The sequence below is a fragment of the Kitasatospora sp. NPDC032150 genome (assembly GCF_055579945.1).
Map to the genome: position 1 here is coordinate 1 of NZ_JBVIMH010000049.1, position 23,680 is coordinate 23,680.

The 23,680-nt window shown below is 69.5% G+C and carries 26 protein-coding genes and 2 pseudogenes; 15 read left to right on the forward strand and 13 right to left on the reverse strand.

What is annotated here, in order from left to right:
• Positions 1–172: 172 nt before the first annotated feature.
• Positions 173–511, reverse strand: a pseudogene (locus tag ACZ5ON_RS33320) (HEPN-associated N-terminal domain-containing protein); the annotation flags it as partial.
• Between the two features lie 190 nt (positions 512–701).
• On the opposite strand from ACZ5ON_RS33320, the gene ACZ5ON_RS33325 reads away from it, so the two are divergent.
• The 8 genes from ACZ5ON_RS33325 (at position 702) to ACZ5ON_RS33360 (ending at position 8,279) form a co-directional block, all read left to right on the forward strand.
• Positions 702–1,340: a hypothetical protein gene (locus tag ACZ5ON_RS33325; RefSeq protein WP_465600574.1), complete on the forward strand. Its 639-nt coding sequence runs from the start codon at positions 702–704 to the stop codon at positions 1,338–1,340.
• A gap of 13 nt (positions 1,341–1,353) precedes the next feature.
• Positions 1,354–3,858 (forward strand): helix-turn-helix domain-containing protein, encoded by a 2,505-nt coding sequence (locus ACZ5ON_RS33330; RefSeq protein WP_465600577.1) that lies wholly within the window; start codon positions 1,354–1,356, stop codon positions 3,856–3,858.
• A complete protein-coding gene (locus tag ACZ5ON_RS33335) occupies positions 3,858–4,403 on the forward strand; it encodes a hypothetical protein (protein WP_465600579.1) in 546 nt (181 codons plus the stop codon). Before ACZ5ON_RS33330 ends, ACZ5ON_RS33335 begins: the two co-directional genes overlap by 1 nt.
• 364 nt (positions 4,404–4,767) lie before the next feature.
• Positions 4,768–5,199: a VOC family protein gene (locus tag ACZ5ON_RS33340; RefSeq protein ID WP_465600582.1), complete on the forward strand. Its 432-nt coding sequence runs from the start codon at positions 4,768–4,770 to the stop codon at positions 5,197–5,199.
• A 133-nt stretch (positions 5,200–5,332) separates the two neighbouring features.
• Positions 5,333–6,016, forward strand: a complete 684-nt coding sequence (locus tag ACZ5ON_RS33345; RefSeq protein ID WP_465600585.1) for a transposase family protein — start codon at positions 5,333–5,335, stop codon at positions 6,014–6,016.
• 130 nt (positions 6,017–6,146) lie between these two features.
• Positions 6,147–6,524, forward strand: a complete 378-nt coding sequence (locus ACZ5ON_RS33350; protein WP_465600673.1) for a hypothetical protein — start codon at positions 6,147–6,149, stop codon at positions 6,522–6,524.
• Positions 6,525–6,741: 217 nt separating this feature from the next.
• Entirely contained in the window at positions 6,742–7,248 is a 507-nt protein-coding gene (locus ACZ5ON_RS33355) for a hypothetical protein (protein WP_465600586.1), read from the forward strand.
• A gap of 5 nt (positions 7,249–7,253) precedes the next feature.
• A complete protein-coding gene (locus ACZ5ON_RS33360; protein ID WP_465600588.1) occupies positions 7,254–8,279 on the forward strand; it encodes an IS110 family RNA-guided transposase in 1,026 nt (341 codons plus the stop codon).
• A 210-nt stretch (positions 8,280–8,489) separates the two neighbouring features.
• On the opposite strand, the gene ACZ5ON_RS33365 is transcribed toward ACZ5ON_RS33360, so the two are convergent.
• Complete coding sequence (locus tag ACZ5ON_RS33365) at positions 8,490–8,885, reverse strand: hypothetical protein (RefSeq protein ID WP_465600590.1); 396 nt, start codon at positions 8,883–8,885, stop codon at positions 8,490–8,492.
• A 339-nt stretch (positions 8,886–9,224) separates the two neighbouring features.
• Here ACZ5ON_RS33365 and ACZ5ON_RS33370 point away from each other — a divergent pair, with 339 nt between their 5' ends.
• Positions 9,225–9,416 (forward strand): hypothetical protein, encoded by a 192-nt coding sequence (locus tag ACZ5ON_RS33370; protein WP_465600592.1) that lies wholly within the window; start codon positions 9,225–9,227, stop codon positions 9,414–9,416.
• 771 nt (positions 9,417–10,187) lie between these two features.
• Here the strand turns inward: ACZ5ON_RS33370 and ACZ5ON_RS33375 are convergent.
• A complete protein-coding gene (locus ACZ5ON_RS33375; RefSeq protein WP_465600595.1) occupies positions 10,188–11,174 on the reverse strand; it encodes a serine hydrolase domain-containing protein in 987 nt (328 codons plus the stop codon).
• A 445-nt stretch (positions 11,175–11,619) separates the two neighbouring features.
• Between ACZ5ON_RS33375 and ACZ5ON_RS33380 the strand changes: the two genes are divergently transcribed.
• The gene (locus ACZ5ON_RS33380; RefSeq protein ID WP_465600598.1) at positions 11,620–12,057 is read left to right on the forward strand and encodes a hypothetical protein; all 438 of its coding nucleotides are present in this window, start codon (positions 11,620–11,622) and stop codon (positions 12,055–12,057) included.
• Between the two features lie 63 nt (positions 12,058–12,120).
• On the opposite strand, the gene ACZ5ON_RS33385 is transcribed toward ACZ5ON_RS33380, so the two are convergent.
• Both ACZ5ON_RS33385 and ACZ5ON_RS33390 read right to left on the reverse strand, forming a co-directional pair.
• The gene (locus tag ACZ5ON_RS33385; RefSeq protein WP_465600599.1) at positions 12,121–12,696 is read right to left on the reverse strand and encodes a hypothetical protein; all 576 of its coding nucleotides are present in this window, start codon (positions 12,694–12,696) and stop codon (positions 12,121–12,123) included.
• 158 nt (positions 12,697–12,854) lie between these two features.
• Positions 12,855–13,175 carry a hypothetical protein gene (locus ACZ5ON_RS33390; protein ID WP_465600601.1) on the reverse strand — a complete coding sequence of 107 codons (321 nt, stop codon included), beginning with the start codon at positions 13,173–13,175 and terminating at the stop codon, positions 12,855–12,857.
• Between the two features lie 222 nt (positions 13,176–13,397).
• On the opposite strand from ACZ5ON_RS33390, the gene ACZ5ON_RS33395 reads away from it, so the two are divergent.
• Complete coding sequence (locus ACZ5ON_RS33395; RefSeq protein WP_465600604.1) at positions 13,398–14,831, forward strand: hypothetical protein; 1,434 nt, start codon at positions 13,398–13,400, stop codon at positions 14,829–14,831.
• 341 nt (positions 14,832–15,172) lie between these two features.
• Here the strand turns inward: ACZ5ON_RS33395 and ACZ5ON_RS33400 are convergent, their stop codons facing one another.
• Positions 15,173–16,075 carry an IS3 family transposase gene (locus ACZ5ON_RS33400; RefSeq protein WP_465600668.1) on the reverse strand — a complete coding sequence of 301 codons (903 nt, stop codon included), beginning with the start codon at positions 16,073–16,075 and terminating at the stop codon, positions 15,173–15,175.
• A gap of 5 nt (positions 16,076–16,080) precedes the next feature.
• Positions 16,081–16,371: a transposase gene (locus ACZ5ON_RS33405; RefSeq protein ID WP_465600606.1), complete on the reverse strand. Its 291-nt coding sequence runs from the start codon at positions 16,369–16,371 to the stop codon at positions 16,081–16,083.
• Positions 16,372–16,669: 298 nt separating this feature from the next.
• Here ACZ5ON_RS33405 and ACZ5ON_RS33410 point away from each other — a divergent pair, with 298 nt between their 5' ends.
• Together ACZ5ON_RS33410 and ACZ5ON_RS33415 are read left to right on the forward strand one after the other, a co-directional pair.
• Positions 16,670–16,846, forward strand: coding sequence for a hypothetical protein (locus ACZ5ON_RS33410; RefSeq protein WP_465600676.1), 177 nt, complete (start codon positions 16,670–16,672; stop codon positions 16,844–16,846).
• Positions 16,846–17,139 (forward strand): annotated as a pseudogene (locus ACZ5ON_RS33415) (hypothetical protein); the annotation flags it as partial. The gene ACZ5ON_RS33410 and the pseudogene ACZ5ON_RS33415, both read left to right, overlap by 1 nt.
• Here the strand turns inward: ACZ5ON_RS33415 and ACZ5ON_RS33420 are convergent.
• Positions 17,136–17,510, reverse strand: a complete 375-nt coding sequence (locus ACZ5ON_RS33420) for a nuclear transport factor 2 family protein (RefSeq protein WP_465600609.1) — start codon at positions 17,508–17,510, stop codon at positions 17,136–17,138. The pseudogene ACZ5ON_RS33415 and the gene ACZ5ON_RS33420 overlap by 4 nt on opposite strands.
• 183 nt (positions 17,511–17,693) lie before the next feature.
• Here ACZ5ON_RS33420 and ACZ5ON_RS33425 point away from each other — a divergent pair, with 183 nt between their 5' ends.
• Positions 17,694–17,978 carry a hypothetical protein gene (locus ACZ5ON_RS33425; protein ID WP_465600611.1) on the forward strand — a complete coding sequence of 95 codons (285 nt, stop codon included), beginning with the start codon at positions 17,694–17,696 and terminating at the stop codon, positions 17,976–17,978.
• Here ACZ5ON_RS33425 and ACZ5ON_RS33430 read toward each other — a convergent pair.
• The 3 genes from ACZ5ON_RS33430 to ACZ5ON_RS33440 all read right to left on the reverse strand — a co-directional run bounded on the left by ACZ5ON_RS33430 (position 17,970) and on the right by ACZ5ON_RS33440 (position 19,704).
• Positions 17,970–18,302, reverse strand: coding sequence for a hypothetical protein (locus ACZ5ON_RS33430; RefSeq protein WP_465600613.1), 333 nt, complete (start codon positions 18,300–18,302; stop codon positions 17,970–17,972). The two genes, ACZ5ON_RS33425 and ACZ5ON_RS33430, sit on opposite strands and share 9 nt — an antisense overlap.
• A 55-nt stretch (positions 18,303–18,357) precedes the next feature.
• Positions 18,358–18,798, reverse strand: a complete 441-nt coding sequence (locus ACZ5ON_RS33435) for a hypothetical protein (protein ID WP_465600615.1) — start codon at positions 18,796–18,798, stop codon at positions 18,358–18,360.
• 447 nt (positions 18,799–19,245) lie between these two features.
• The gene (locus ACZ5ON_RS33440) at positions 19,246–19,704 is read right to left on the reverse strand and encodes a hypothetical protein (RefSeq protein ID WP_465600618.1); all 459 of its coding nucleotides are present in this window, start codon (positions 19,702–19,704) and stop codon (positions 19,246–19,248) included.
• Positions 19,705–19,864: 160 nt separating this feature from the next.
• Here ACZ5ON_RS33440 and ACZ5ON_RS33445 point away from each other — a divergent pair, with 160 nt between their 5' ends.
• Positions 19,865–20,362 (forward strand): hypothetical protein, encoded by a 498-nt coding sequence (locus tag ACZ5ON_RS33445; RefSeq protein WP_465600621.1) that lies wholly within the window; start codon positions 19,865–19,867, stop codon positions 20,360–20,362.
• 426 nt (positions 20,363–20,788) lie between these two features.
• On the opposite strand, the gene ACZ5ON_RS33450 is transcribed toward ACZ5ON_RS33445, so the two are convergent.
• Together ACZ5ON_RS33450 and ACZ5ON_RS33455 are read right to left on the reverse strand one after the other, a co-directional pair.
• Entirely contained in the window at positions 20,789–21,388 is a 600-nt protein-coding gene (locus ACZ5ON_RS33450; RefSeq protein WP_465600623.1) for a choice-of-anchor C family protein, read from the reverse strand.
• 247 nt (positions 21,389–21,635) lie between these two features.
• Positions 21,636–22,892 carry an ISL3 family transposase gene (locus ACZ5ON_RS33455; protein WP_465600670.1) on the reverse strand — a complete coding sequence of 419 codons (1,257 nt, stop codon included), beginning with the start codon at positions 22,890–22,892 and terminating at the stop codon, positions 21,636–21,638.
• Positions 22,893–23,680: the final 788 nt, after the last annotated feature.

Sequence of the window (23,680 nt, forward strand, 5' to 3'; positions counted from 1 at the left end):
AGCACCGCGTCGGTGAGCTCGAAGAGCGCGTCCTGGCGGGCGTAAATGCAGTCGTAGAACTCGACCCGAAAGCGGGACAAGACATCCAATGCCGCCTTGAGGAGGAACTCCGCGACCACCCCGGTCGGGACATAGTCTGTTCGCCGATCGCGTCGCGGACGGCTTCCAGGACCTCAATGTTCGCGAAGACTTCGCAGTGGTCACTCGCCAGGTCCCAGGTGCCCCAGGTGGTGGCGACGTGGTAGCCGCCCTCCCCGCTGTCGTAGGGGACTCCCTCGTCGTCGGCGTTGGCGTATTCGGTCCTCAGCCCATTGACGAACGCTTCGGTGAGAACGTCGAGCTCTGCGGCAAGGCTCTCGCCGCAGAAGGCGCATTCCTCATCGTCCTGGGCGGAATCCGAGACCACCTTTTTGAGCGCCGGGTCGCTGAGGCATTCCGCACATACGTGATCGCTCCTGGAGGTCCAGCCCCGCTCGAACTCCAGATCCATCTGCCGTTTCGCTCCACCCATGTCCGGCAGCCTACGCAGCGGCTTCGGCCGGGTGCGTTCAGGGAGCTCGCAATCCCGTTTGCGCCACTCGCAAGCTACGGTGCTCCGTCACATCGAGGCGCGCGGCGGGTGCCGCGCGCCCTTTCCTCTTTAACGCCAAGAGTGGACGGGCGTAGCATTTGGTTATGTTCTACTGTTTGGGGGTTGTCTCGTGAGGATCAGCATCGGCGGCGAGCGGGTCGAGGTGCCCGACGACCTGGGCCGGGCGTTGCTCGCGGCGCTGCGGGAGGAGCGGCTGGTGGAGCCGCCGCAGGCCTCCGGCTTCGACGACCTGACCGCTCTGGTCGCCCGGATCAGCCACGTCACCCAGCACCTGAACGTGGTGAAGGAGCTGGCGATGTCCCGTGCGGATGCCACTGGCGGCTACTCCAACCGGCGCGCGCTGGGCATCGCGGCGGCCATGGCCCCCTCCCAGCTCGGCCGCGTCCTCCAGGGCCACGGGCTGCCGCGGGACCGCCGCAGCGGCGGCGTGAACCTCGTGTTCGCGTTCCGAACCACCGACGACGGTGTGCTGCACCTGGCTGCCGAGGCCGACGTGGCGGGCCTGCCCTCGTTCACCCTGCCGTTCACCCCCGCACCGAACGCGACGGAGTCGACGGAGTTCGGCGGCCGGGAGCTGACCTTCTACTACCGGCCCCAGGTCCCGATCGCGGTGGCCGACCTCGGGCGCACCGCCGGCTACACCCTGCGCCACGCTGAGCAGGGCCTGATCGCCTGCGTCACCGAGCCGGTCTTCGACGCCCTGTTCGGCGACCCCCGGATCGACCCGACCCGACCCAACGGACGCTGAGGAGCAACGCCCGATGTCCGACGACCTGTTCAACTCCGTCGATGCCCTGCTCGCGGCCGTGAACACCGGTCTGCCGCTCCCGGCGGAGCGCAAGCGGCTGCGCCTGGCGGCCGGGCTTACTCCCGCGCAGATCGCTGCGGCCCTGCGGGTGAACTCGGCCCTGGTGCAGGGCTGGGAAGATGGTTCCGCCGTCCCGGGCCCGGACATCACCCCGGCCTACGCGCGCCTGCTCGCGGGTCTGGCGGAGCGCTTCCCCGTCCCTGTACAGCCCGCCGCCATTCCGGCCTCGGCCGTACCGCAGGCGTTCACCGGTCCGGCGCCCGCGCAGCACATCGCCGAACAGCCGGCGGTCCCGATGCTCGACCAGAACCCGGACGGCTCGCTGGTGATGGGCCAGGCGGCGCCGTGCGTGCAGTGCGGCCAGCCCTCCGTCTACCGTGCCCACGGCCGCCCGATGCATCTGGGCGGGTTCTGCCGCCCCGCTGTCGCCCCGGCGCCCGCGCCCGCTGTCCCCCAGGCCGAGCGGCTGGCCCCCGCCCTGGCTGCCCCGGCGCCTGTCACCAGCGCGCCGGTCACCGCGCCCGCGGCTGCTCCTGCTCCCGCTGCTACGGCGCCGTCCCGGCCCGCGTCCGCCTCGCCGTCGGCCCCGGCGGCACGGGGAAGCCAGCGCCCGCCTGCGGCCCGTACCCCGAACCGTCCGGCCACGGCGCGTCCCGCCGGCCCGGCCGCCGCGGCTGCTGCTGCCCGGTGGTGGCCGGTGGTCGCGCTGGACGTCGCCGAGGACGGCGGCTGGGTGCTGGACGTCCCGCAGGTCCCGGCCCCGGCCGGGCCGAAGCTGCCGGACTGGTTCGCGTGGCTTGGCACCGGGCTGCCGCTGCGCGTCGAGCGGGCCCACGCGGCCGGGCGCGGCGGCGACGGCACGGTCTGCCTGACCGCCGCCGCACTCAAGCAGCTCGGCCTGCCCGCCACCCTGCCCGGCACCGAGAAGGCCCTGACCGCGCTCCACGCCAAGATGGCGAAGGCCGCCGGATCCGTCGGCATGGAGATCAGCGACCACATCGGCCCGGCCTTCCACGTCTTCCGCCGCAAGGGCTCGGCCGGCGGCCCGAAGACCTCGGTGCGGATCACCATCGCGCCCTGGCTCGGCCAGGGCGACTCCCGCCAGCAGGCCACCAGCGCCCTCGCGGGCCCGCTCGCCACCGCCCCCGACGGCACCAAGGACGGCCTCACCCTCGCCCGCCGCAGCAGGGCCTTCACCACCGACCTGGGCGCCGCACCAGGTGCGACCACCGCCTCCACCGCGATGCTGCTCCTGGACGCGGTCCGCCCCCGGGTGGAGTGGGTCAAGGACGAGACGACGGGGGAGTGGTCCTCCCACCCGCGCGAGGGCGCCCTCCCCAAGGGCGACCTGTGCGTGCCCCCGGCCGCCGGAGCCCGGCACCCGCTCACCCGCGAACTGCTCTCCCGGGGCGAGGCGGTGTGCGAGGAGGAGGACTACAAGTGGTGGGCCCGCGACCTCACCGACCAGGAGACCGGGCGCCGGTACGCGGTCGCGGTCGACGTCTGCGCCTCCTACCTGTCCGTCACCGACTCCCTGCGCCTGCCCGCAGGTCCCCTGGAGCACGTGAAGAACCCCGCCTGGGACAGCGGCAAGACCGCCGGCCTGTGGTGGGCAGACTTCACCACCACCCCGGTCGACGACCTGCTGCCGCACCCGGCCACCTTCCACGGCCAGCCCCCGACCGGGCCCGGCTGGTACGCCACCCCCACCGTCGCCTACATGGCCACCACCTACGGCTTCGACCCGGCCACCATCACCGACGCCTACCTGTCCACCCACACCGCACCGCTGCTCAAGGAGTGGACCGGCCGGATCCGCTCGGGCTACAAGCGTGCCTACGCTGCCCTGGGTCTAGTGGACGGCCAGGCCCCGACCGAGTTCCTCGCCGCCTACGCCGTGCACAAGGACGTCGCCACCGACCCGGTCCGCGCCGACGCCCTCGTCCTCGCCGGCCTGTACAAGAACATCTACAAGGGCGGGATCGGCAAGTGGGCCGACTCCGCCCGCCACCTGGACGACCAGACCTGGCTGGAGAAGGTCGCCAGCTCCTGGTCCTACCGCCCCGAGATCCGCTTCCACATCATCGCCGCCGCCCGCATCGCCGCCCACCGCCGCCTGCGCAAGACCCTCCAGCTGACCGGCCGCGCCCCCTTCGCCGTCAACGTCGACTCCTACCTGTACACCGCCGACGCCCCCTCCCCGCTGGAGCTGCTCCCGGTCAAGGACGACGGCACCCCGGTCCCCGGAGCGCTGCGCCTGGGCATCGCCCCGGGCAGCCACAAGCACGAGTCCTCGATCCCGCTCACGGCGGTGCTCGAGGCGATGGAGCGTCGGGAGCACCCCTCCAAGCTGGTGCACCACTACACCACCGACGGCACCCCGATCGGCCAGGCGCAGGCCGGCACCGACGGCGGGGCCGCCGGTACCGACAACGACGATGAGGAAGGCGGGAACTGATGGCGAAGGGGTTGTTCGGCCGGGTGCGCGAGGCGTTGTTCCCCTCGCGGAAGGCGCCGGTGCAGTCCACGACGCAGGCCGGCCAGGTGCGCGAGCGCAAGTACGGCGGGAACACCAAGGCCATGGCCGCCGCCTACGGCGTCGCACCGCGCACCGTGCTGCGCTGGATCGACGGCACCCGCCACCCCAAGGGGGAGGACGCCGAGCGACTGCAGCGCGAGGCGGTCGACGTGCAGACCACCGAGCGGGGCCGGGAGCGCAAGGCCAAGCAGCTGGCCCAGCGCGGCACCGTCTCCGGGATCGGGGCCCGGGTCGGCCGCGCCGTGTCGTTCGAGATCCGCGGCTCGGACGCGGTCCGGGCCCGCGACATCCACCTGAGCCTGACGGGCGAGCAGGCCGCCGCCCTGGCCCTCGCCGAGGACGAGGACGAGGTGCGGCAGATCGTCGGCCAGGCCCTCGCGGACTACTTCAACGGCGGCGCCGGCTACGGCGGCTTCTCGGCCGAAGACTTCGACTTCGACCCCAACGACTTCGACCTGAGCTGACCGCCACAGATGCCCAACTGACCTACCCAGAGGGTTGGTTCAGGCCAGGCGTGGCCGGGGAGGCGGTCGTGATCCGGGCGGGCGCCCGGTCCGACCGCGACCGGCTCAACGGGGCATGGCGGCAGGGCTTCGGCATAGTCGAGTGACGTCCGGTTCATGGCGATCTGTCAGCTCAACCGAAGCTTTGGGAAGCATCACAGGCACGGCTTCCAAGATTCCAAGATCATGGAGTTCTCGACAGCCCGCTTCGTGGAAGCGCGAGGCTAACCGCACGACACAGCAGCGGATGACAGGGCCGTCCTCCCGGCAACGTGCGGATCCACCCGCCCGAGGAGATGAGCAGGACCCCTGTTATGGTACGCCGATGTCAACGATCAAGCAGTTCCAGGTGACCTTCGACTGCGCGGAACCTGCGCGCCTCGCCGCCTTCTGGTGCGAGGTGCTGGGGTACGTCGTACCGACAGTCCCGGAGGGCTTTGCCACGTGGGAGGAGTACCACCGCTCGCTGCCGCCTGAGGATGAGATCTACTTCGCGTGCACTGATCCCTCGGGTCTGGGCCCGCGCGTGCTCTTCCAGCGAGTTCCCGAAGGCAAGGTCGTCAAGAACCGGGTGCATCTTGATGTGCGGGTCGGCGCCGGGCTCGTGGGTGACGAGCGCCTGGCCACACTCGAGGCCGAATGCGCACGACTGATGGCGCTCGGCGCGAAACACGTGCTGACGCAGCGCGCCGATGGCGTCAACGAGTCGTGCATCACGATGCAGGACATCGAGGGCAACGAGTTCTGCCTCGACTGATGCGGGACAGCGGGGCGAGTTGGCGCATGGTCAGGTTGTGCCAGTAAGTCGGGTAGGAAGCCCCGGGGATGAGACAGGCACGGGCTTCCAAGATCATGGAGTTCTCCACGCCCCGTGATCCGAGTGGAAGACCGTGCCTGTCGACGCATCATCGCCGATCCCGCCTGCTCTTGACCGGCTCCGCTGTCAGCCCGAACCCCGGCCCGAGGAGATCCCGGGGCTGCTGGAGCGGCTGGCCGAGGTGCCGGACCCGCGTGACCCGCGCGGCGTGCGCCACGCCCCGGCCGTCGTGCTCACACTGACCGCGTGCGCCGTGCTGCCCGGGGCCACCTCGCTTCTGGCGGTCGGTGAGTGGATCGCCGACGCCTCGGCCCACGTCCTGGAGCGCCTCGGTCTCCGTCTCGATCCGCTGATGTCCAGGCGGCCGGTGCCTGCAGAGTCGACGGTCCGCCGACTGCTTGCCCGCATCGACGGCGACGCACTGGACCAGGCGGTCGGCCGCTGGCTCGCGGACCGCCGCCCGCGACCGAGCGGTGGCGCCGGCCTGCGCGGCGTGTCCGTGGACGGCAAGAGCCTGCGCGGCGCGGCCAAGGCCCGTGGACGCAAGGTCCACCTGCTCGCTGCCGTGGAGCACACCACGGGCCTGGTCCTGGCCCAGTTGGACGTCGGCGAGAAGACCAACGAAATCACCTGCTTCCAGCCGCTGCTGGACACCGTGTCGCCGACCTCGCCGACACGGTGGTCACCGGCGACGCGCTGCACACCCAGCGCGAGCACGCCACCTATCTCCTCGGCCGCAAGGCGCACTACATCGTGATCGTCAAGGGCAACCAGAAGAGCCTGCGCAAGCAGCTCAAGTCCCTTCCCTGGATGGACATCCCGCTCCTGGGCCGCACGAAGGAGACCGCCACGGACGGTCCGAGATCCGCCGGATCAAGGTCGCCACCGTGGATAACCTGCTGTTCCCCGGCGCCCGCCAGGCCATCCAGATCAAGCGCCGCCGCACCGACCGCAAGACCGGCAAGACCACGATCAAAACCGTCTACGCGGTCACGAGCCTCGCTGCCGAGAAGGCCACCCCGGCCCAGCTCTCGAAGCTGGTTCGTGATCACTGGAACATCGAGGCCCTGCACCACGTCCGGGACACCACGTTCGCCGAGGACGCCTCGCAGTTGCGGACAGGCAACGCTCCCCGCGCGATGGCTGCCTGGCGAAACCTGGCCATCGGCGCCTTGAAGCTGAACGGCGTCACCAACATCGCCGCCGCGCTCCGTCGCAACGCCCGCAACCCACTACGTCCGCTGGCCCTCCTCGGCCTCGCGTGACCACAAAACGGACATCAGGCGACTACGCCGAAGCCCTGGGCATGGCGGGGGATTACCGGGGAATCCGGGCACGGGAGCGGGGCGTGCCCGAGAGCAGCCAGAATTTCCGAATCCGAATTCACAGTGCTGGCCGGAGCCTTACTCCGCAGCAATTCGCGAAGCATGCGACCACAGAAAAGCCGACCGGAATTCCAACGACAGACGGGGCGGAACCGCGATGACGCACGACGGCCACCGGGACGACCACGGCCAGGGCGACGCTGCCCAGGAGCTGGAGAACCTCGAAGCGGGGTGGGAGCTGACGCCGGCGCGGTGGCGCTGCGCCCACTGCGGGGACCGGATCACCGGAGAGGGCCACGTCTGGTTCGGCCCGCTGTCCGAGCCCGGCCAGGACAGCGAAACGGTGCCGCGCTTCCACATCGACCGCGACGACTGCCGGGCTGCGGGCGGCCGACTCTTCGAGAAGGGGCCTTCCAGGGGGCGGGCGCCGGCTTGTCCGGATGGACCGCGGCAGGGAGGGATCGTGGAGCAACTCGTCGAGCGCTGTGCTGGACTGGACGTGCACCGGGACACCGTGGTGGCCAACGTGCGGGTCCCCGAGGAACCGCCCGAGGGGGTGACCCAGACCTTCGGCACCACCTGGCCGGACCTGCTCGCGTTGCGCGACTGGCTGACCTCCTACCAGATCACCCTGGTCGGCATGGAATCGACCGGGGTCTACTGAAGCCCGTGTACTACGCCATCGAAGGCACGTCCGAGTGCTGGCTGCTCAACGCCCGGCATATGCACAATGTGCCCGGTCGTAAGACGGATGTCGCCGACGCCGCCTGGATCGCCCAACTGCTCCAGCACGGCCTGGGCAAGCCGAGTTTCGTGCCACCCAAGGACATCCGTGAGGCGCGGATGTTCACCCGGTACCGCAAGGCCCAGATCGACGAACGAGGACGCGAGGCCCAGCGACTGGACAAGCTCCTGCAGGACGTCGGCGTGAAGCTGTCCTCGGTCGCCACCGACATCCTGGGCGTCTCCGGGCGCGCCATGATGAACGCGTTCATCGAGGGCACCCGCGACCCGCACGCCCTGTCCGACCTGGCCAAGAGCAAACTCCGCTCCAAGATCCCGCTGCTGCGACGTGCTCTGGACGGCCGGTTCGGGCATGTGCACGCGGTCCTGGTCGCCGAGATCCTCGCCAAGCTGGAGTACCTCGACGAAGCGATCACCCGCCTCGGTGAAGAGATCGGCCAGGCCCTGGCCGCACACACCGCCGCCGTCGAACTGCTGGCCACCATCCCCGGGGTCGGGCCCCGCAGCGGGCAGATGCTGATCGGCGAGATCGGCGCGGACATGGGCCGGTTCGGCTCGGCCAAGGCCCTCGCCTCATGGGCCGGAGTCTGCCCGGGCAACTGGGAGTCCGCCGGCAAGTCCCGCACGGGACGGGCCCGCAAAGGCCCCAAGTGGCTCGGAGCGTGCCTGCACGAGTGCGCGGTGGCCGCGATCCACTCCAAGGGCACCTACCTGCACGCACAGTACATGCGCCTCAAACCGCGGCGCGGACACGCCAAAGCGATCAAGGCGATCGAGCACTCCATCGTCGTCGCCACCTACCACATGCTCGACCGCAACCAGCCCTACCACGACCTGGGCGCCGACTACTTCACCCAGCGCCACTCCCCAGAACGCCAAGTGGTCCACCACCTCGCCAGGCTCCGCGAGCTCGGCTACGACGTCACCACCGCCCCGCCTTCCGCATCCTGACGATCACCTACGGGAGGGTTTTCACCTCAGGGTCACCGACGGCTTCTACGACCCACGCCGCATCCAGAAACGACTCGGCTACCTCAGCCCCATCGAGTACGAGGAGAAGCACTGCACCAACCAGGCAACGGCCGAACAAGTGAACCTCAAACCCAGTCAACCCATTCTGACCAGCTGATCCGCACCCCGGGGGAAGCTCAGCCCAGGCGCTCAGCGCCCATGGTGGCGCGGTCGGGCAGCTATCGCCGCGAGCGTGCCCAGCAGCCCGGCCAGGGGAATCTCGGCGATACCGGCGAAGATCAGGGCGGTGGAGCGGTCCGAGCTGGTGAGTGCGGTCATGATGTCGAACCAGGCGTCGACGGCGAACAGGGTTGCGGAGGCGGCGGCGAGCGGGGCCAGGTAGCACGAGCCGCGGACGAGCAGAGCCGCCGTGCCGACCAGCCCGAGCACCTCCAGCGTGTCGAGGCCGATCCAGGAGGACGACCAGTTGCGCACCTCCACGTGATCGCTGGGTGCGGCTCCCATCATGAAGATCCACACGACGAGGAGCAGTGCGAGTCCTGTCAGCATGAGAGCCGTGCGGTGTGTCGTCTTCTCGCTGAACATGTCCGATCAGGCTTTCTGTTGATCCGAATGATCTGAAGGTTTCTGCTGTCAGCGCCCAATAGCCCAGGGACACCCGGTGACCTGCGCCGTTGCCGGAATCCGATAGATGCCGGCGGAGCACGGAAGAGGGGGGATGGTGTGGACGTCGTCAGGACGCTCATGGCAGCGGGCGTCGGAGCGACGGCCGCCGCCGTGTAGGAGGAACTGCTCAGGGGCGGGCCGGGTGACCCCGCGGGGCTCGCGGGGCGGCTGGGCAGCGAGGAGAGCGCCGTCCGTGAACAGCTCGACGAGCTGCGCCGTCTCTCGCTGGTGCGGGCCTCCTGGCAGGAGACCGGCGCGTTGATCCCGGTCGAGCCTGAGGTCGGGCTCGGCGCCAGGCTGGCGGAGCAGGAGGCCGAGCTGCACAGGCGTCAGGAGGTGGTCGACGCGGGGCGGGTTGCGGTCGAGCGGCTCGCCATCGAGTACGCCGAGTTCAAGCGCACCGGAGGGGCGGGGAGACGGACGTCGAGCGCCTGTACGGGATCGACATGATCCGGACCAGGCTTCAGGCTCTCTCCGGGGCTTGCGTGAGCGAGGTCATGGCCGTCATCCCCGGCGGACCGCCGACCGCCGCGTCCATGGAGATGAGCAAGCCCCAGGACCTGGCCGTACTGGATCGCGGCGTTCGGATGCGTTCCCTCTACCTCGCCAGCGTCACCAACGAGCCGTCCGCCAGGTCTTACGCGCACTGGCTGGTGCCCGGCCCGATCTCCAGGATCCGCTCACCGGGCCGCGTTTGCAGCAGGTCGTCCAGCCGCCCGCAGGTGAGGAAGGGAGCGGCAGGTCGAGCAGTCGGCGTTGCGCGTAGGGGTACGGTGCGGAATCGAAGGCCCACCAGGCGGCGACCGCCGCGAGGGCCCCGCCGCCGACGAGCATTCGGCGGGCGGTTCTGCGGGAGGCCGACGGCCGGAGGACAGTTGCGTGGGTGGTCATGGTTGCTTCTCCGATTCGGGATGCATGCGGGCACGGCGCTGCGACGCGCGGTCGGCACGCGTGGACAGGAGGGTGGATTCGGCGGTACGGCCGCTGTGTTGAAACACGGTCAACCGCCTGCCATCAACGTAGTTGATCTCGTCGCCGAAGATCAGGGTCGGGCCTGGCGGGACCCGTGCAAGCACGGAGTCCTGCCAGGCCCAACGGCGGCAAGCGCAGGCGGTGCCGGAGGCTGCCGACGTGGCCGGGTGTCGGGCCGTCAGCGAGGGTGGGCAGTCGGGAGGCGGCCTGCCCCCGAAGAAGCCGATCAGCTTCCACGTCGCGGTCGCGTCAGTGCTGCAGGGCGGACGGATTCATGACCGCTGCGAGGAGGCGGTTGGAGAGGGGGGTGGGGGCGTCGAGGCCGAGGTTGGAGATGGAGTAGACGGCGCGGAGGGACAGGTCGCGGGTGGCGAACACGCCGTTGGCGTAGCCGTCGTCGTGGCCGGTCTTGCCCCAGAGCACGGTGCCGCCCGGCAGGGGGGTGGACATCAGGCCGGCGCCGAAGCAGGCCACCTTGTTGCAGGAGGTGCCGCCGACGAACGGGACGAGCTTGCCCTCGTTGTCCTTGGGCAGGGTGAACAGCTCGTTCTGCTGCGCGGCGGGCAGCAGGCGGCCCTGGAACAGGGCGGTGATGAAGTGGTCCAGGTCGGCCGGGGTGGAGATCATGTTGGACGGGTCGCCGCCCTGCTCGCTGACGTCGACCGCCTGGCCGCTGTTGTCGGTCATGTAGCCGTGCAGGTAGGGGCGGGGCATCTCGGGGTCGTCCTCGGGCACCGTGGTCTGGTCGAGGTGCAGGGGGTCCAGGATGCGGTTGGTGACCTCGTCCTTGAAGGAGTTGCCGGTGGTCTGCTCGATGAGCTTGGCGGCGATGCGGAAGCCGAGGGAGTTGTACTCCTGCTTGGTGCCGGGGTCGAAGTGCGGGCCGGGCCACGGACGGTGGGCGGGCCGCAGGGTGTCCTGGATGATCTCGTCGAAGGTCCGGTAGGTGTAGCGGTTGGCGATGGTGTCGTCGGCGCTGTCGGCGGGCTTGCCCTCGTCGACGTTCGGGAGGCCGCTGGTGTAGTTGACCAGCTGGCGGATGGTGATCGGGGCGAAGGTTTTGGGGAGCAGGCCGGGCATGTAGTGCTGGACGGTCCGGTCGAGGTCGATCCGGCGTTCGGCGGCGAGCTGGAGGATGACGGTGGTCTCGAAGACCTTGGAGATGCTGCCGGCGTGGAAGTGCGCGTTCTCCGGGATCTTCCGGCCGGTCTGGCTTCGGCGGTGGAGCCCTTCCACAGCTGTCCCGGTTCGACGATCCGGGCGATCGCGCCGGCGGCGTCGTCACCGGGGTGGGTCTGGATGGCGGCCTCCAGCGCGGCGGGGTTCAGCGGCGGGAAGGCCGACGTAGGGCCTGAGCCGCCCTCGGCGAAGGCCTGGGCACCCGACACGGCGGTGAGGCCGACGAGAGGAGAACAGGCCAGACCGAGGGCGGCGGCACGACAGGCGAGGGGCCTCATGTGACACTCCGTTGGATGATCCGCGGCCGGCGGCCTCTTGGCGACAGGATCGATCATGGTCGGCCACCACCCCGGGCGGGTATCGGGATCAACCCTGAATTACCCCTGACCAGCCCCACCACCACTTTGGGGTGACCACCCATCAGGCCCGAGCCTGCGGTCTTCGACAGACCCGAGCTGCACCAGGGGCCCTGCCTTCATACGCGGCACGCGACAAGTTCCTATTGGACCTCGCCACCCTGGTCGCGCGCCGCGCTGCGGAGAGCCCGGGACCGAAGCTGCGAGGACTGCTGCTGCTGCTCGATCCGACACCGGAGAGCGCGCCCGTCTACGACACGTTCGACCAGACCGCCAGGAAGGTCGACCGTGCCATGGGCGTGACGCGGGCGCTGGTCCGCTTCCGTCCGCTGGCCCGCATGGCCAGCGGGAACATCAGCCCTGTCTTCCCGGCGGACACCTACGCAACCATGCTCGCCGAGGACTTCGTCCCGGCCGGCATCGCGCCCGGTACCGGCCGAGCCGAGGCGCTACGCCGCTTCGTCGCGCACACGCCGCCGCCCGTGCCCGCGAAGGCGCTCGGCTACACCAACTTCACAACCGAGCAGGCCGCGACGGACATCGGGGCCACCAGGAGCCGATACGCCGCTGGCGAGCGTTCGTGATGGGGGCACTCTCTGAACATGGTTCCGATCGCGCCTGCATGATGGGGGCCGAGTTACACCACGTCAGGCCGTGGACTGGCCGTTGACGCGGTACTCCTCGGAGGGCATCGAGTCCCATTCGGTATTTGCGCCGTCGCGCGGCACCATGAACAGCGGACGCGATCGGAGAACCCGCCGGACCAGTTGGCCGCGCATCAGGACCCCGGAATCATCCGGCCCTGCGTAGCCCTCAGGCGTGTAGCGGAAGTGCACGTCCATTTTCTCGGCATACGCGATCATGTCGCTCTCCAGTTCCGACAAGTCCCTCCCGACCAACGGGATTCCCCCGTACGCGACCTGGGGACCGTGCACAGCATCGGCAGCGATGCAGAACAGCCCCGCCGCCTGGGTCACATAGGCCGTGACGGCAGGTGGTGAAGGAGCCACCCCGCGACGGTGGACCTCGACCTTCCAACCCGGCGCGAAGATGGCGTGGTCCCGTGCACACTCGCTGACCGTCGTCTGGCCGAGAATCCCAGCCGCCTCAACCGCTTCGTCGACGGTCATGCCGAACCGGAGCGGTCCGACGCCGACAGCCGGCGAATAGGACCATTCGTCCCGTTCGACGACTTCGAGATCGGCTTCGGTCGTGAACACCATGGTCGCTCCTCCAGAGACAGACACCTGAGACTTGCCGCCGCTCATCATGTCAATCGCCGACCAGCAGACCGCCGGGTGCCGCCAAGGTTGCGCAGGTCACCCAGCGCGAGCCTCGTCTGGGGCTCGGCCGCGAATGCGCGACACCTGAACATGCGAGCTCACCAGTCAAGTCCCCGCCGCTGGCCTGCGGTTCTACCAGCCGTCCATCGCCCGGACGTCTCCGGAGATGGCGTAGCGGCGGCAGGCGGGGTGTGGGGTTGGCGGGTGGTGTCGTCGGGGGTGGTGAGCAGGACACGGGTCCAGTCGGTGATCAGTTCGACCAGTTTGTGGGCGCGTGTGGCGCCGGTGCTTTTGAAGGAGAGCACGAGCAGGGACGGCGCGCTTGCCAGGAGCACGATGAGCAGCAGTGTGGCGCTGGCCAGGATGGTGGCGGTGCGGGCGGGGGCGAGCAGGGTGCGTGACAGGGATACGGGCAGCATCAACAGTTCTCCCCAGGCGTGGTCGGTGGATGTCCCTTGGGGCTTGATGGGCGGGACGTGTTTCGAGCCTCGGTGCCCGTGGTGCGGTTGTGGAAGGGGAACAGCCCACTTCCCGGCCGGGGACGCTTCCGGTGTGCCCAAGTAGGATTCCGCGGGGGCGGGTTGCCGACCGGCAACCCGGGTTCGTGGCCTGGCCTGGGCCACTGATCGGGGAGGGGCGCGGTGCAGCCGAAACACCACCACGACGGCGTTGGGGGAGCGGGACAGGCCGGGGGCGAGGTCGTCGCCACGCCGCGTGCCGCGGCGCAGCTGGCCCTGAACGCGCACATCGGGCAGATGCTGCGGCAGGCCGGCATGAGTACGCGCTCGGAGTTCCTCAAGAGACATGGGATTCCCAAGTCGACCGCCTCCCGCTACGCCTCCGGTGAGCGCACGTGGCCGTGGCGGTTCATGGAACTTTTGATGATCGATGTGGAGAAGGCGGCGGGCGGCCCGCTCACGGATGACGTGCGCGGGCTCACGCTCACCCTGTACGGCGCGGTGATGGAGGTGAGCAACAATCCGGAGTTACGCGAGATCTTCGAGCTGGTGAGAAAGGGCCTGGGCAAGGACGCCGAACTGTCCCGCGCCTACTACGAGATCTGGACACTGAACGAGCACCTCAAGCGGCTGCGGCAGTCCGGCCAGACGATGCCTGCCGAAGCCCGGCAGCAACTGCACGCCGCGCAGCTGGTGGTCGAGCGCCTGGCCGCTGAACGGCACCTGATCCGGGCCCAGGTCGCCGAGGCCGAGGAACGCCTGCCCCCCAGGCTCACGTTCCTCAACGACCCTGACCTGCAAGTTCCTCTCCGGGAACAGGTGCCCCAACAGGTGCCCCCGTGGTGGCCCCAGCCCATGCCGGCCGCTCCCGCACGGTTCGCGCGGCACGAAATGGGCCGCCAGTTAGGGTCCGGGACATCTTCCCGACGGGCTCCGTGGATTCTGATCGGGGTGCTGCTCGGCCTGCTCGGCGCGGCGGGCATCTGGATCACTCTGCTGCTCCATGACGCCGGCACGCCGCGTGCCGTTCAGGCCGCCACGCCCGCCGGTCAGCAGGTGCCCTCCGGCGGCGCGGCCAGTGCCCCGCCAACAGCCGTTGCCTCCCCGTCCGCTCCGGCCGGCGGCCAAACCTCCATTCCCTCCCCGTCCCCGTCCGCGTCCGCTCCGCAAGTCGATGCACCGGGGTGGACGGCTCAGTACCGGGATACGGCCATCAACGTGCCACCGCTGGAAGGCCCGTGCCAGCAAGGCGTCCTGGACTTCGATCCGGCACGCGGGGCCGCACACGACCCAGACGATTTCACGAACCTCATGGCCACCGACGACCTCACCATCCGGCAGCCGTGTTCCACACTCAACTCGGTCGCCATCGTCTACTCGCAGGTCCGGGCATGGGGAACGTCCACGGCACCCGAACCCGACCCCGTCCAGTGCCGCAACGACGCCATGCGTCACGGCATGCCCAACACCGTCCCACTCAGCAAGATCACCATCGGCTCGGCCTACTGCGTCATCACCACGAAAGGCTCACTGGCCTGGTTCAAGGTCACCGCGAAACCCGGCAGTGACCAGCAGGGCCTGACTGTCGCCGCCACCCTATGGACCCAGAACAACTGACCACCCTCGCCGTCAACGCGCGGCGGAATCGGTACCCGGTCTGGCAACCAGTCTTGATCGGTCAGAACGCCGCCCGCCTTAGTACGCATACTCACCTTTGCTGCCACAGGGGTGGGTGGCCCCGGCTCCCCAGGGTCACCCGCCCCTCTCGCCCTGATCTCGGATTCGGGCGAGGGTGTGAAGCGTGGACATCGTCGTGCTGAACAGCTCCGAGCTCGGCAGCCTCGGGACCCTCCACGCAGCCCGGCCGGAGAACCCTGGGTCGCAGCGGCCGACATCATCACCCAGGAGCCGAAGCTCCATGACACTGAAGTTCCCCCCTGATCCTGGACAGCGGGTGCTTACGCTGCGAGGGTGAAGTCGTGCTGCAGCCTGGCTCGGGTCTCGAGCGGGGTGAGGTACCCGAACTCGGGGTGTTTGCGGAGCCTGGTGCGGTTGTATTCGACCTCGATGAAGCGGAAGACGTCGGCACGGGCGGCCTCGCGGCTCTCCCAGACGGTGGTGCCAATCTCTGCTTTGAGCAGTCCGAAGAAGCTCTCGGCTGCGGCGTTATCGTAGCATATGCCGGTTCTTCCCATACTTTGCCTCAGGTTCAACTTCCTTATCTCGCTGCGGAATTCGCCACTCGTGTACTCGCTTCCGCGGTCGGTGTGCATGATGCAGCCGGGCTGCAGATCGCCCCGGCCGCCGGCCATGCGCAGGGCATCGGTGACCAGCTCGGCCCGGTGGTGGTCGGCCATCGCGTACCCGACCACCTCGCGGGTCGCCAGGTCGATGACCGTCGCCAGATACCACCAGCCCTCGATCGTCGGCAGATAGGTGATGTCGCCAACCAGCTTCGTGCCGGGCCGAGCGGCGGTGAAGTCGCGGCCGACCAGGTCCGGAGCCGGGGCAGCCTTGGCATCCTGCCTGGTCAGGTGACGGCGCCGACGGCGGGTGATGCCGCGAATGTCGCGCTCGCGCATGATCCGCTCGACCCTCTTCCGGTTGACCGCGTGGCCGCCCCGCCGCAACTCGGCATGCACGCGCGGGGCACCGTAGGCGCCCCGGGAGCCGGCGTGGATCTCCCGAATCCGCCCCGCCAACTCGTCCTCAGCGTGCTGCCGTTCGGCCATCGCGGGTCGTGACGCGAGCCACGAGTAATAGGTGGAGCGACCCACGCCCATCACGCGGCACAGCCGCGCGACGCTGTAGCCGTCCGGGTTCGCCTCGGTGGCCTTCTCCGCATCGATGAACAGGCACAGAGCGCCTACTTCACGATCTCCTTGGCGAAGAAGGCGGCGGCTTTTACCAGGATCTCGTTCGCCTTCTTGACCTCGGCCAGCTCGCGGCGGACGCGACGCAGTTCCTCGCGCTCATCGCTGGTCAGCGCACCCGCCGGTCCCTGACCGCGGTCGGTTCGGTCCTGCTTGACCCAGCCCCGCAGCCCCTCGGGGCTCACTCCCAGTTCCCGGGCAATCTCGGTGACGTTCCGATGCGGCAAGGACCGGACGAGAGCGATCGCATCCCGCTTGAACTCAGCCGTGTACCGCTTGCTCATATTGCTCTTGCCACTCACTACCTGGACTGCTTCCTCCGGGACTCAACCGTCCCAGTATCAGGCTGTCCACTTCAGCGGGGGAACTTCACACTGCGGAACAGGCCGCCCTCACCGTCCACGCCGCCTACCGGCAGAACCTCTGACAGACCGCCGAACCAAGTGCGCCCGGAACCGTCGGTTCCTCGGGTCACTCAAGGTTCGTTCACCCTGAACAAGCTTTCACGGCGGCTCATGTCGGCGGTTCACGATGGTTCGTTCAGGATGAACGAACCATCCGCTCGGCGGGTAGGAGCCGGGTGTGAGCGAGACTTTGTACGGCTTCGACGCGACCAAGTTTCGCGCCACCCGGACCACTGCTGGGGCCTCGGTCGCCAAGATCGCCAGGGGGGCCGGGGTGAGCGAGCGCACGGTGTCCCTCCATCTCGCCAGCACCCGCACCCCGCGCCCGGAAGTGCTGCCGCGCCTAGGGCTCTGAAGGTCGAGCCGTGCTCCACCCCGCCCTACGCTTCCTGGGCCAACCCGCTCGAGGCCCACTTCGGCCCGCTGCGGCAGTTCACCCTGGCCAACTCCCACCACCGCAGCCACACTGCGCAAACCCAGGCACTGCACCGCCACCTGCGCCGGCGCAACACCAACGCCCACCACCCCGACGTACTCGCCGCCCAGCGCGGAACGCCTCAACACCGCGGCCTGACCAACCGCGAACAGCAGCCCCCGAACGCCAACGGGGCAAGTTCAGGAGAAGGACAGCGACAGAAGGATGACTAGGCGAACGGCTCGATCTCCCCCGCGAAGACGATGATCTGGTCGATGAGGCTCCGTCGCAGATGGACGACATCCGTTCCCGCCAGGCGGGGGCCTCCATCAGGCGTGGTGAAGACCCACTGGTACCGGGCCCATTCGTCAGGCATGTCCACCGCTGAGCAGCGCACCATCGTGCCGGTCCCCGCCGGGTGGCGTCGGATGTCCAGCACGAACCGCTCGACCGCCCCGATTCCTTCGCTGCGACCCAACGGCCCCCAGAAGACCACGTCTGAGGTCAGGGCCTGCGGGAGCAGGGCAGTCACATAGCTGTCGTCCGAGGCGTTGAACGCGGAGATGAACGTGTCGATCGCGGAGCGTGCGGTCTCTTCCTGCATGCCCCAGTAATACCAGCCGGTTCGCGTGCGCTCGTCCCACTATCCCACTAGCCGCCTTCCGATCACGGTGAACCTTCCCGTTTCACAGCACTAGCGAAGGCGGTCGGCACCGATCCCGAGACGCTGGCGAACCTGCGGATCTTCACCGGCCGCTCTCGGGCCGCGATGGCCCGGGAGCTCGGCATGGCCGAGGAGACCTACCGGCAGCTGGAGACCACCGGCGAGCGGGGCCAGCTCGCCCGCAGCCGCTACGACTACCACGAGGACCAGTGGATTCCTTGGGAGGAATGGGCGCCGCCGAAGTTCGGCGTCACCGCCGACCGCTTCGCCGCCGCCGAACAGCACCCCGCGAACAGCACCGCGCCGAACGCGAACAGCGCTGGTAGCGCCTACGCCGGGCCGACCCGACCGCGCCGCCCTCATCGAGGAGCTGGGCCAGGCGGGACGCCGAGTGGGCCGTCAAGGTAGCCGACAGATACCTTGACGGCGTCTCGACCGCTGCGGCGGCAACCCCGTCCAGGTCGTCGATGCTGTCCGCGCCCGCGACCATCCCGTGCCGCTGTGGAAGGAGAAGTGCGACACGGAGGTGCGCTCGGCGGCGTCGATCTCCGGCTCGGGCACGGTGTCGAGTCGGGTGACCCGGTCGTACTGGACGACGAGGAAGCGCTCGCGGACGGCCAGTTGCGGTGACCACTGTTCGGCCTGCTCGCGCCTGCCCATCGAGGGGCCGATGAAGTGAAAACGTTCGTCGAAGCTGTCAGCGGCCAGCGCAGGCTCTTCGAGCTTTCTCATCAGAGGGTCCCGAGAGCCCAGAGCGCGTGAGACCCGGGACCGAGAAAATCTCGTCCTACAATGGCAGGCGGTAGACCAGACGGATCTGGTTCGTGGGGTCGGTGCGCGTCCAGTCGACCTCCCAGCCGAGCGGCGCGGCGACGGCCGCCACCCCGGCGGCGCCGGCGAGCCGGTAGGCCTTCGGCCGGAGCTCGATGGAGGGCTCGTACTCCTGGTACGGATCGCCCTTCTCGGCGGCCCGGTCGCGACGTGAGCGCACCGCCTCCAACATCTCGTAGCCCTTTACCTGGATGGTCTTCCGGGCCCGGTCCCCCCACTGCTCGGGCGTTCCTCGACGCTCCAGGCGGAACCGCTCGATCGCGTCCTTGCCGGCCTCGATGATGCTTCCATCGCCGCCGTCTCCCGCTCCGAGGAACGCGCCGACGAACGTGACCACCAGCAACAGGTAGCGCGGAGCCAGCCAGAACACCCAGAGCAGGACGAAGTGCGTCCACACCCCGACCGCCGACCGCCTGGGCAGCGGACCGGCATTTATCCGACCGCGGCGCTTCCTGGTACGACATGGATCCCCCCGAAGATCAACTACGGATCCCCGCAGCAGAGGCGACCGCTGACCGCCCCAGCACGTCATGGTGCGCCCGGGCTTTCCGCTTCAGGAACGCGGTCCAGTCCCCGGGGAGGCCAGGGGCGCCGGGCGCAGTACCGTGGTGCCCCAGCGGGCGCGCCAGAGGCCGAGGCCAGCGTGGATGCCGTAGCTCGGTCCGGCCTCGCGGCGACCGCGATCGGGGTTCGGAGTGCTCGCCCGGGTCGCTGGCGAGGCTGGCAGGCGCCCCGGACCGGACGGCCGGAGCGGAAGCGGCGGCCCGCCATGCCGGCGGGCCCCCGCCTCCGCTCACATAACTCTCCGCCCGGGTGCCCGCCTGCACCCGGACGGATGAGTGGATCAGGGGTGGTACGGCTGGGTGATGCTGGTGATCGCGCCGGCCTTGTTGACGGTGATCACGTACTGGTTGCGGCAGGAGGACGGCCAGTGCGCGGCATTGGGGTTGGTCTTGCAGGTGTGGACCCAACGGAGGAGGTCGGTAACGCTGACCTTCTTGCCGTGGAGGCCGTTGAACAGGGTGGCCTTGGCGCCGGGTGCGAAGGTGAACTTCTTGGGCTTGCCAATCGGCCTGAAGTAGCCGTCGTCGTCGCCGCAGAAGTACTTGGTGTTCCAGGCGGTCAGTGACTTGCTGGCGGGGCTCGCGTCGATGGCCTGCAGCATCCGCAGGTGGTACGGGTTGCCCCCGCAGTCGTTCGCTGACGGGGCCGCCGAGACGGCGCTGCTCGAGCGGGCGGCCTGCGGGGCGGCCGACGCGGCGGTGGCGCCGAACGCGGTCAGGGCGAGGGCGGCACTGGCCATGCCAGCGGTGGCAAAACCGAAGTGACGAATCGTCAAGAAATCCCCCATAAGGTCAGTAGGGCGTCCGCAGCGGAGCGCCTCACTTACTTAGACGCCGCGGGCGGCCCTTTGCGTTGCGCCCCGGATCCAACCTTTCCCCTCACCGCGCCCGCAACTGATCGTGCAGGCTCGGGCCACCTGCGGCATCACGGCCTGGGCCGTCGGCTGGGAGGCGGCGGGTACGGCTCGCCTGATCGAGGGCAGCGCCGACGCCGCGTCCCGTGCGCGCCGGGGCGGAGGCGGCTCGCTGGTGGAGCGGGTTTTGGCAGTGGCACGCGGCTACCCGGTGGTCGGGAAGACCTGCGTCTACGCACTGCGCTTCGCCGTATTGCGCGACCGCGGGGTGGAGCCGCCGGAACTCCCCGATCCCTTTGAGCCCTTGGTCCTGATGTACGAGCGCGGTGGTGGGTGGGCGCGGGACTGTAGCGGCATCTACATCGACATCGACATGTGCGGGCTCCCGATCCGGAACGTCGAGCACTGGCTGGCCGCTGAGCCATTGCCGAGCCTCGATGCCGGATATCTGGCAGAGCTCGACGAGCGCTTCACGGCGCGGCGGAACCGGGGCCAGAATCAGCCGCGGTGGACAGGCGGCAGAAGTGCCTTCGCAGGCGCTTGACCGAACCCCGCCACCGCCCTGACCGCCGTCATGCTGCACCAGATCGCGCAGACCTGACACCGGACGGTGCGGCCGCCGCCGATACCTGACGTGGCAACACCGCCCGCCAGGCCGCCACGCCCGGTGGGCGGCCCGCCGCCCAGATGCTCCACCTGCGCACCGCCACCGTCCCGGCGCCCGCGCTCGCCGCGGCAGCCGAGCTGATCGCCGCCCACCTGGAGGACCCCGGACCCGGCCGCCCGCGAGGCCGCCACCGACGTCCACGCCCGCCTGGTCGCCGCCCTGGACGACGCCGCACCCGGCTGCTGACTGGCCGTTTTGCGAACGGCAGTAGTACAGGCGCCCGCATCAGCGATCCCCATCGTCGGCGGGCCGAAGCAGGATGCCTCTGGCCCACCGACGCGGCGGGTCACCAGCGAGGTTCGGCTAACAGCTCGGGCACGCCTTGCACGCCTGGACCTGGACGTTGTCCACAACCGGCCCGAAGCCGCCGGGCGTGTTGCTGGCAAAGGACAGCGTGGTCGAGGTGTTGAGTGCGACGAAGGTGAACTGACGTCCCACGTAGCCCATGTTGGTGGTGGTCTTACCGCTGGTGTCGAAGGAGAAGTCCTGGAAGTCCTGGCCGTCGATGAGCACCTGGCCGGTCTTGACGGTCGGTGCGCCCTGGGGGTTGCCGGCGAGGTCGTACGTCACGGTGTAGGTGGTGCCCGGCGTGGTGGTGAAGGTCTGGGCGATGGCGCCCGGGACGGAGCCGGCCAGGTCGACGGACTGGTCGCCTTCGGCGGCCTGCCAGAAGCCAGCTCCGATGAGGTCGACGTTCCCGCTGGTGATCTGCCACGGGCCGATGCTCTGGCCGGTGCCGAGGCGAACGAAGGTGTTCGCTGCGACCGTCGGCGTCTCGAAGCTGCCGTCGTTGAAGCGGCTCAGGGCGCGGGTGGCGGCGTGGGAGGGGGCGGCGAGCACGGTAGCGCTGCCCAGGAGCAGAGCGGCGACGGCGACAGCGGTGCGGGTACGTGAGGACTGCATGGGTTCTCCTTCTGAGAGGAGCACAGGTCATATGGTGACCGAAGGCTCAGGCGCATACAGAAGAGTCGGGCAGTGCCACAGGCGGCGCCAAGATGGGCACAGCGGCGTTCGCGTGATGCCCAGGGCTCCCGCGCGCCGGTTTACCGGGCCGCTGGTCCGCATCCTGGCTTAGTGCGTGAGGCCCGTGGCTTTAGTCACGAGAACGGGTTCTGGCTCAACTTCCGTGGCGTGGTAACAGCCAGTCATTTCACCTGGGCAACGTAGGGCGTCGGAGAATCCAGCTGGTGACAGTACGGGGCGAGGGCGCCGGTGCGGTCACCGGCCGCGGCGAGGTGCGTTTGAGCCGGATGTAGGCCTGAACGCGCTGGTAGCTGCCCTTGTAGCCGAGGGGGACGATCTCCTCCCAGAGCTTCCAGGCGTTGGTGCAGCCCTCGCTCCAGCGGTCATCGAGGTAGGGCTTGTAGTCGTCGAGGACGGACGGCCGGTTCTGCCACTGGCCTTGGAAGAGGTCCTCCGGCGTCGCGGCGTCGGCCAAAGCCTTGACCGTGCGGTAGGTCATGCCGAGCTGCCGTTGGACGGCGCGTCGGCTGTGGCCCGCAGCCAGTAAGGCGTGCACTGCGGCGTGCCGGGCCCGGGTGCGGTCGGCGAACCGGAAGCCTGTCGGCCACGGCTGGTCCGCGTTGTCTTCCTGGAGTACGGGTTTGGTGGTAACAGCCTTACCTGGAGCTGGAGTTACCGCACGGAGGCACTGCCGGTGGCGCGTGACGGCCCGCTCGGCCGCTTCGCTGAGGTTGTGCCACAGGTGCCAGCGGTCCGCGACCTGAACGGCCTGCGGAGCTCCAGCGGTGGCCCCCTCGGCGAAGAACGGCGCGCGGTCCCGGCAGACGACCTCGACGCCCGGCCGCTCAGCCAACCAGGCCGCCGAGCTCGAGGCCTCCCGGTCGGGCAGCAGGTCCACCGGCCTGCGGGTCTCGGCGTCGACCAGCACCGTCCCGTAGGCGCGGCCTTTGCGCGTCGCGTACTCGTCGACGCCCACCACTCTCGGGGCCGGCGGCTCCGGATCGGGAAGCTCCTCGACCAGCCGCAGCACCGTGCTCCGGCTCACCGACACCCCGAACACCCCGGCCAGCCGGGAACCGGCCCGCCCGGCCAGCGCCAGGCCCACCGAGGCCACCGTCGACCGCAGCCGCTCGGTCCACCGACCGTGGCGCCGCGTCAGCCCTTCGATCTGCTCGACGAACGTGCGCCGCCCGCACGACGGGTCGCCGCACACGAAACGCCGCACCTGCAGACTCAACCGGACCCGCCTGCCCCCGACCGGCCCATCAACGGAAAATCGCAGGTAGGAGCTGTGCACCCGGGTCGACCAGCCCCCGCACCCCGGGCAATTGTGCCCCGCCGCCGCGGACTTGACCCTCACGTTCACCGACTCGACATCCACGTCGACCGACAGCACCGCGACACTCGCGACCGACGGAAACAGCAACCCCTCGAACCGGGGCATCAGCTCATCCACGGTCCCGCACTGTCGGCCACCACGACCCGGCCACTGGCGAATTCCGGGCAACTTCCCGACACCGACAACACCGCCACATCGTCACTCAACGTGTGCAGATCACGGAAGTTGAGCCAGAACCGGTTCTCGTCAACATAGCCAAAGTGACCGGGGCTTCAATGGAGTTGTTGGCCGAGTGCGGGACGCGACTGGGCGCCGGTCGAGCTCCCGGCCGTTCTCGGCCGCTGGGTCGTGGTGGTCGAGCAGCAGAACATCGACCGGCGCGTCTCGGGGGCCTGCGCACTCACTGCCTCGCGCACGGCGAGCTCCCGGCATCCGCTCCCTCGCCCCGACCACCTGGACCACCGCGCTGCGCACCAGCGACGACACGGCCCGCACGAACGGCCTCGCGGCCGGCACCTGGCCCCCCTGGAACCGTGGGCGTGGCAGCACACGCTTGTCCAGGCCCGCTTCGAACACGGGGAGATGTTCTTCCTGCGCCCGCTTCCAACAGGACCCGGCGACGGCTCAGCCGCTGCGCCTGTACGTGACCTCCGAGGAGCGGGCCACCAGGACGCGGATCGGGATCGACATCCTGGACCTGCTCGTCGATCCGGTGGTGGATCCCGATTTGTCCTCGGCGCGCTGGAAGGATCAGGACGAGTACGACCACGGCCGCCGTCTCGGCTTTCACCGACAACGACCGCCGCCTGGTCGAGCAGGCCCGGACGCGTGCCCCGCCCTCCTCCACGTCGTGGCGGGCTGCACGGCGATGCCCACAACGCCTGCAGGGGTCA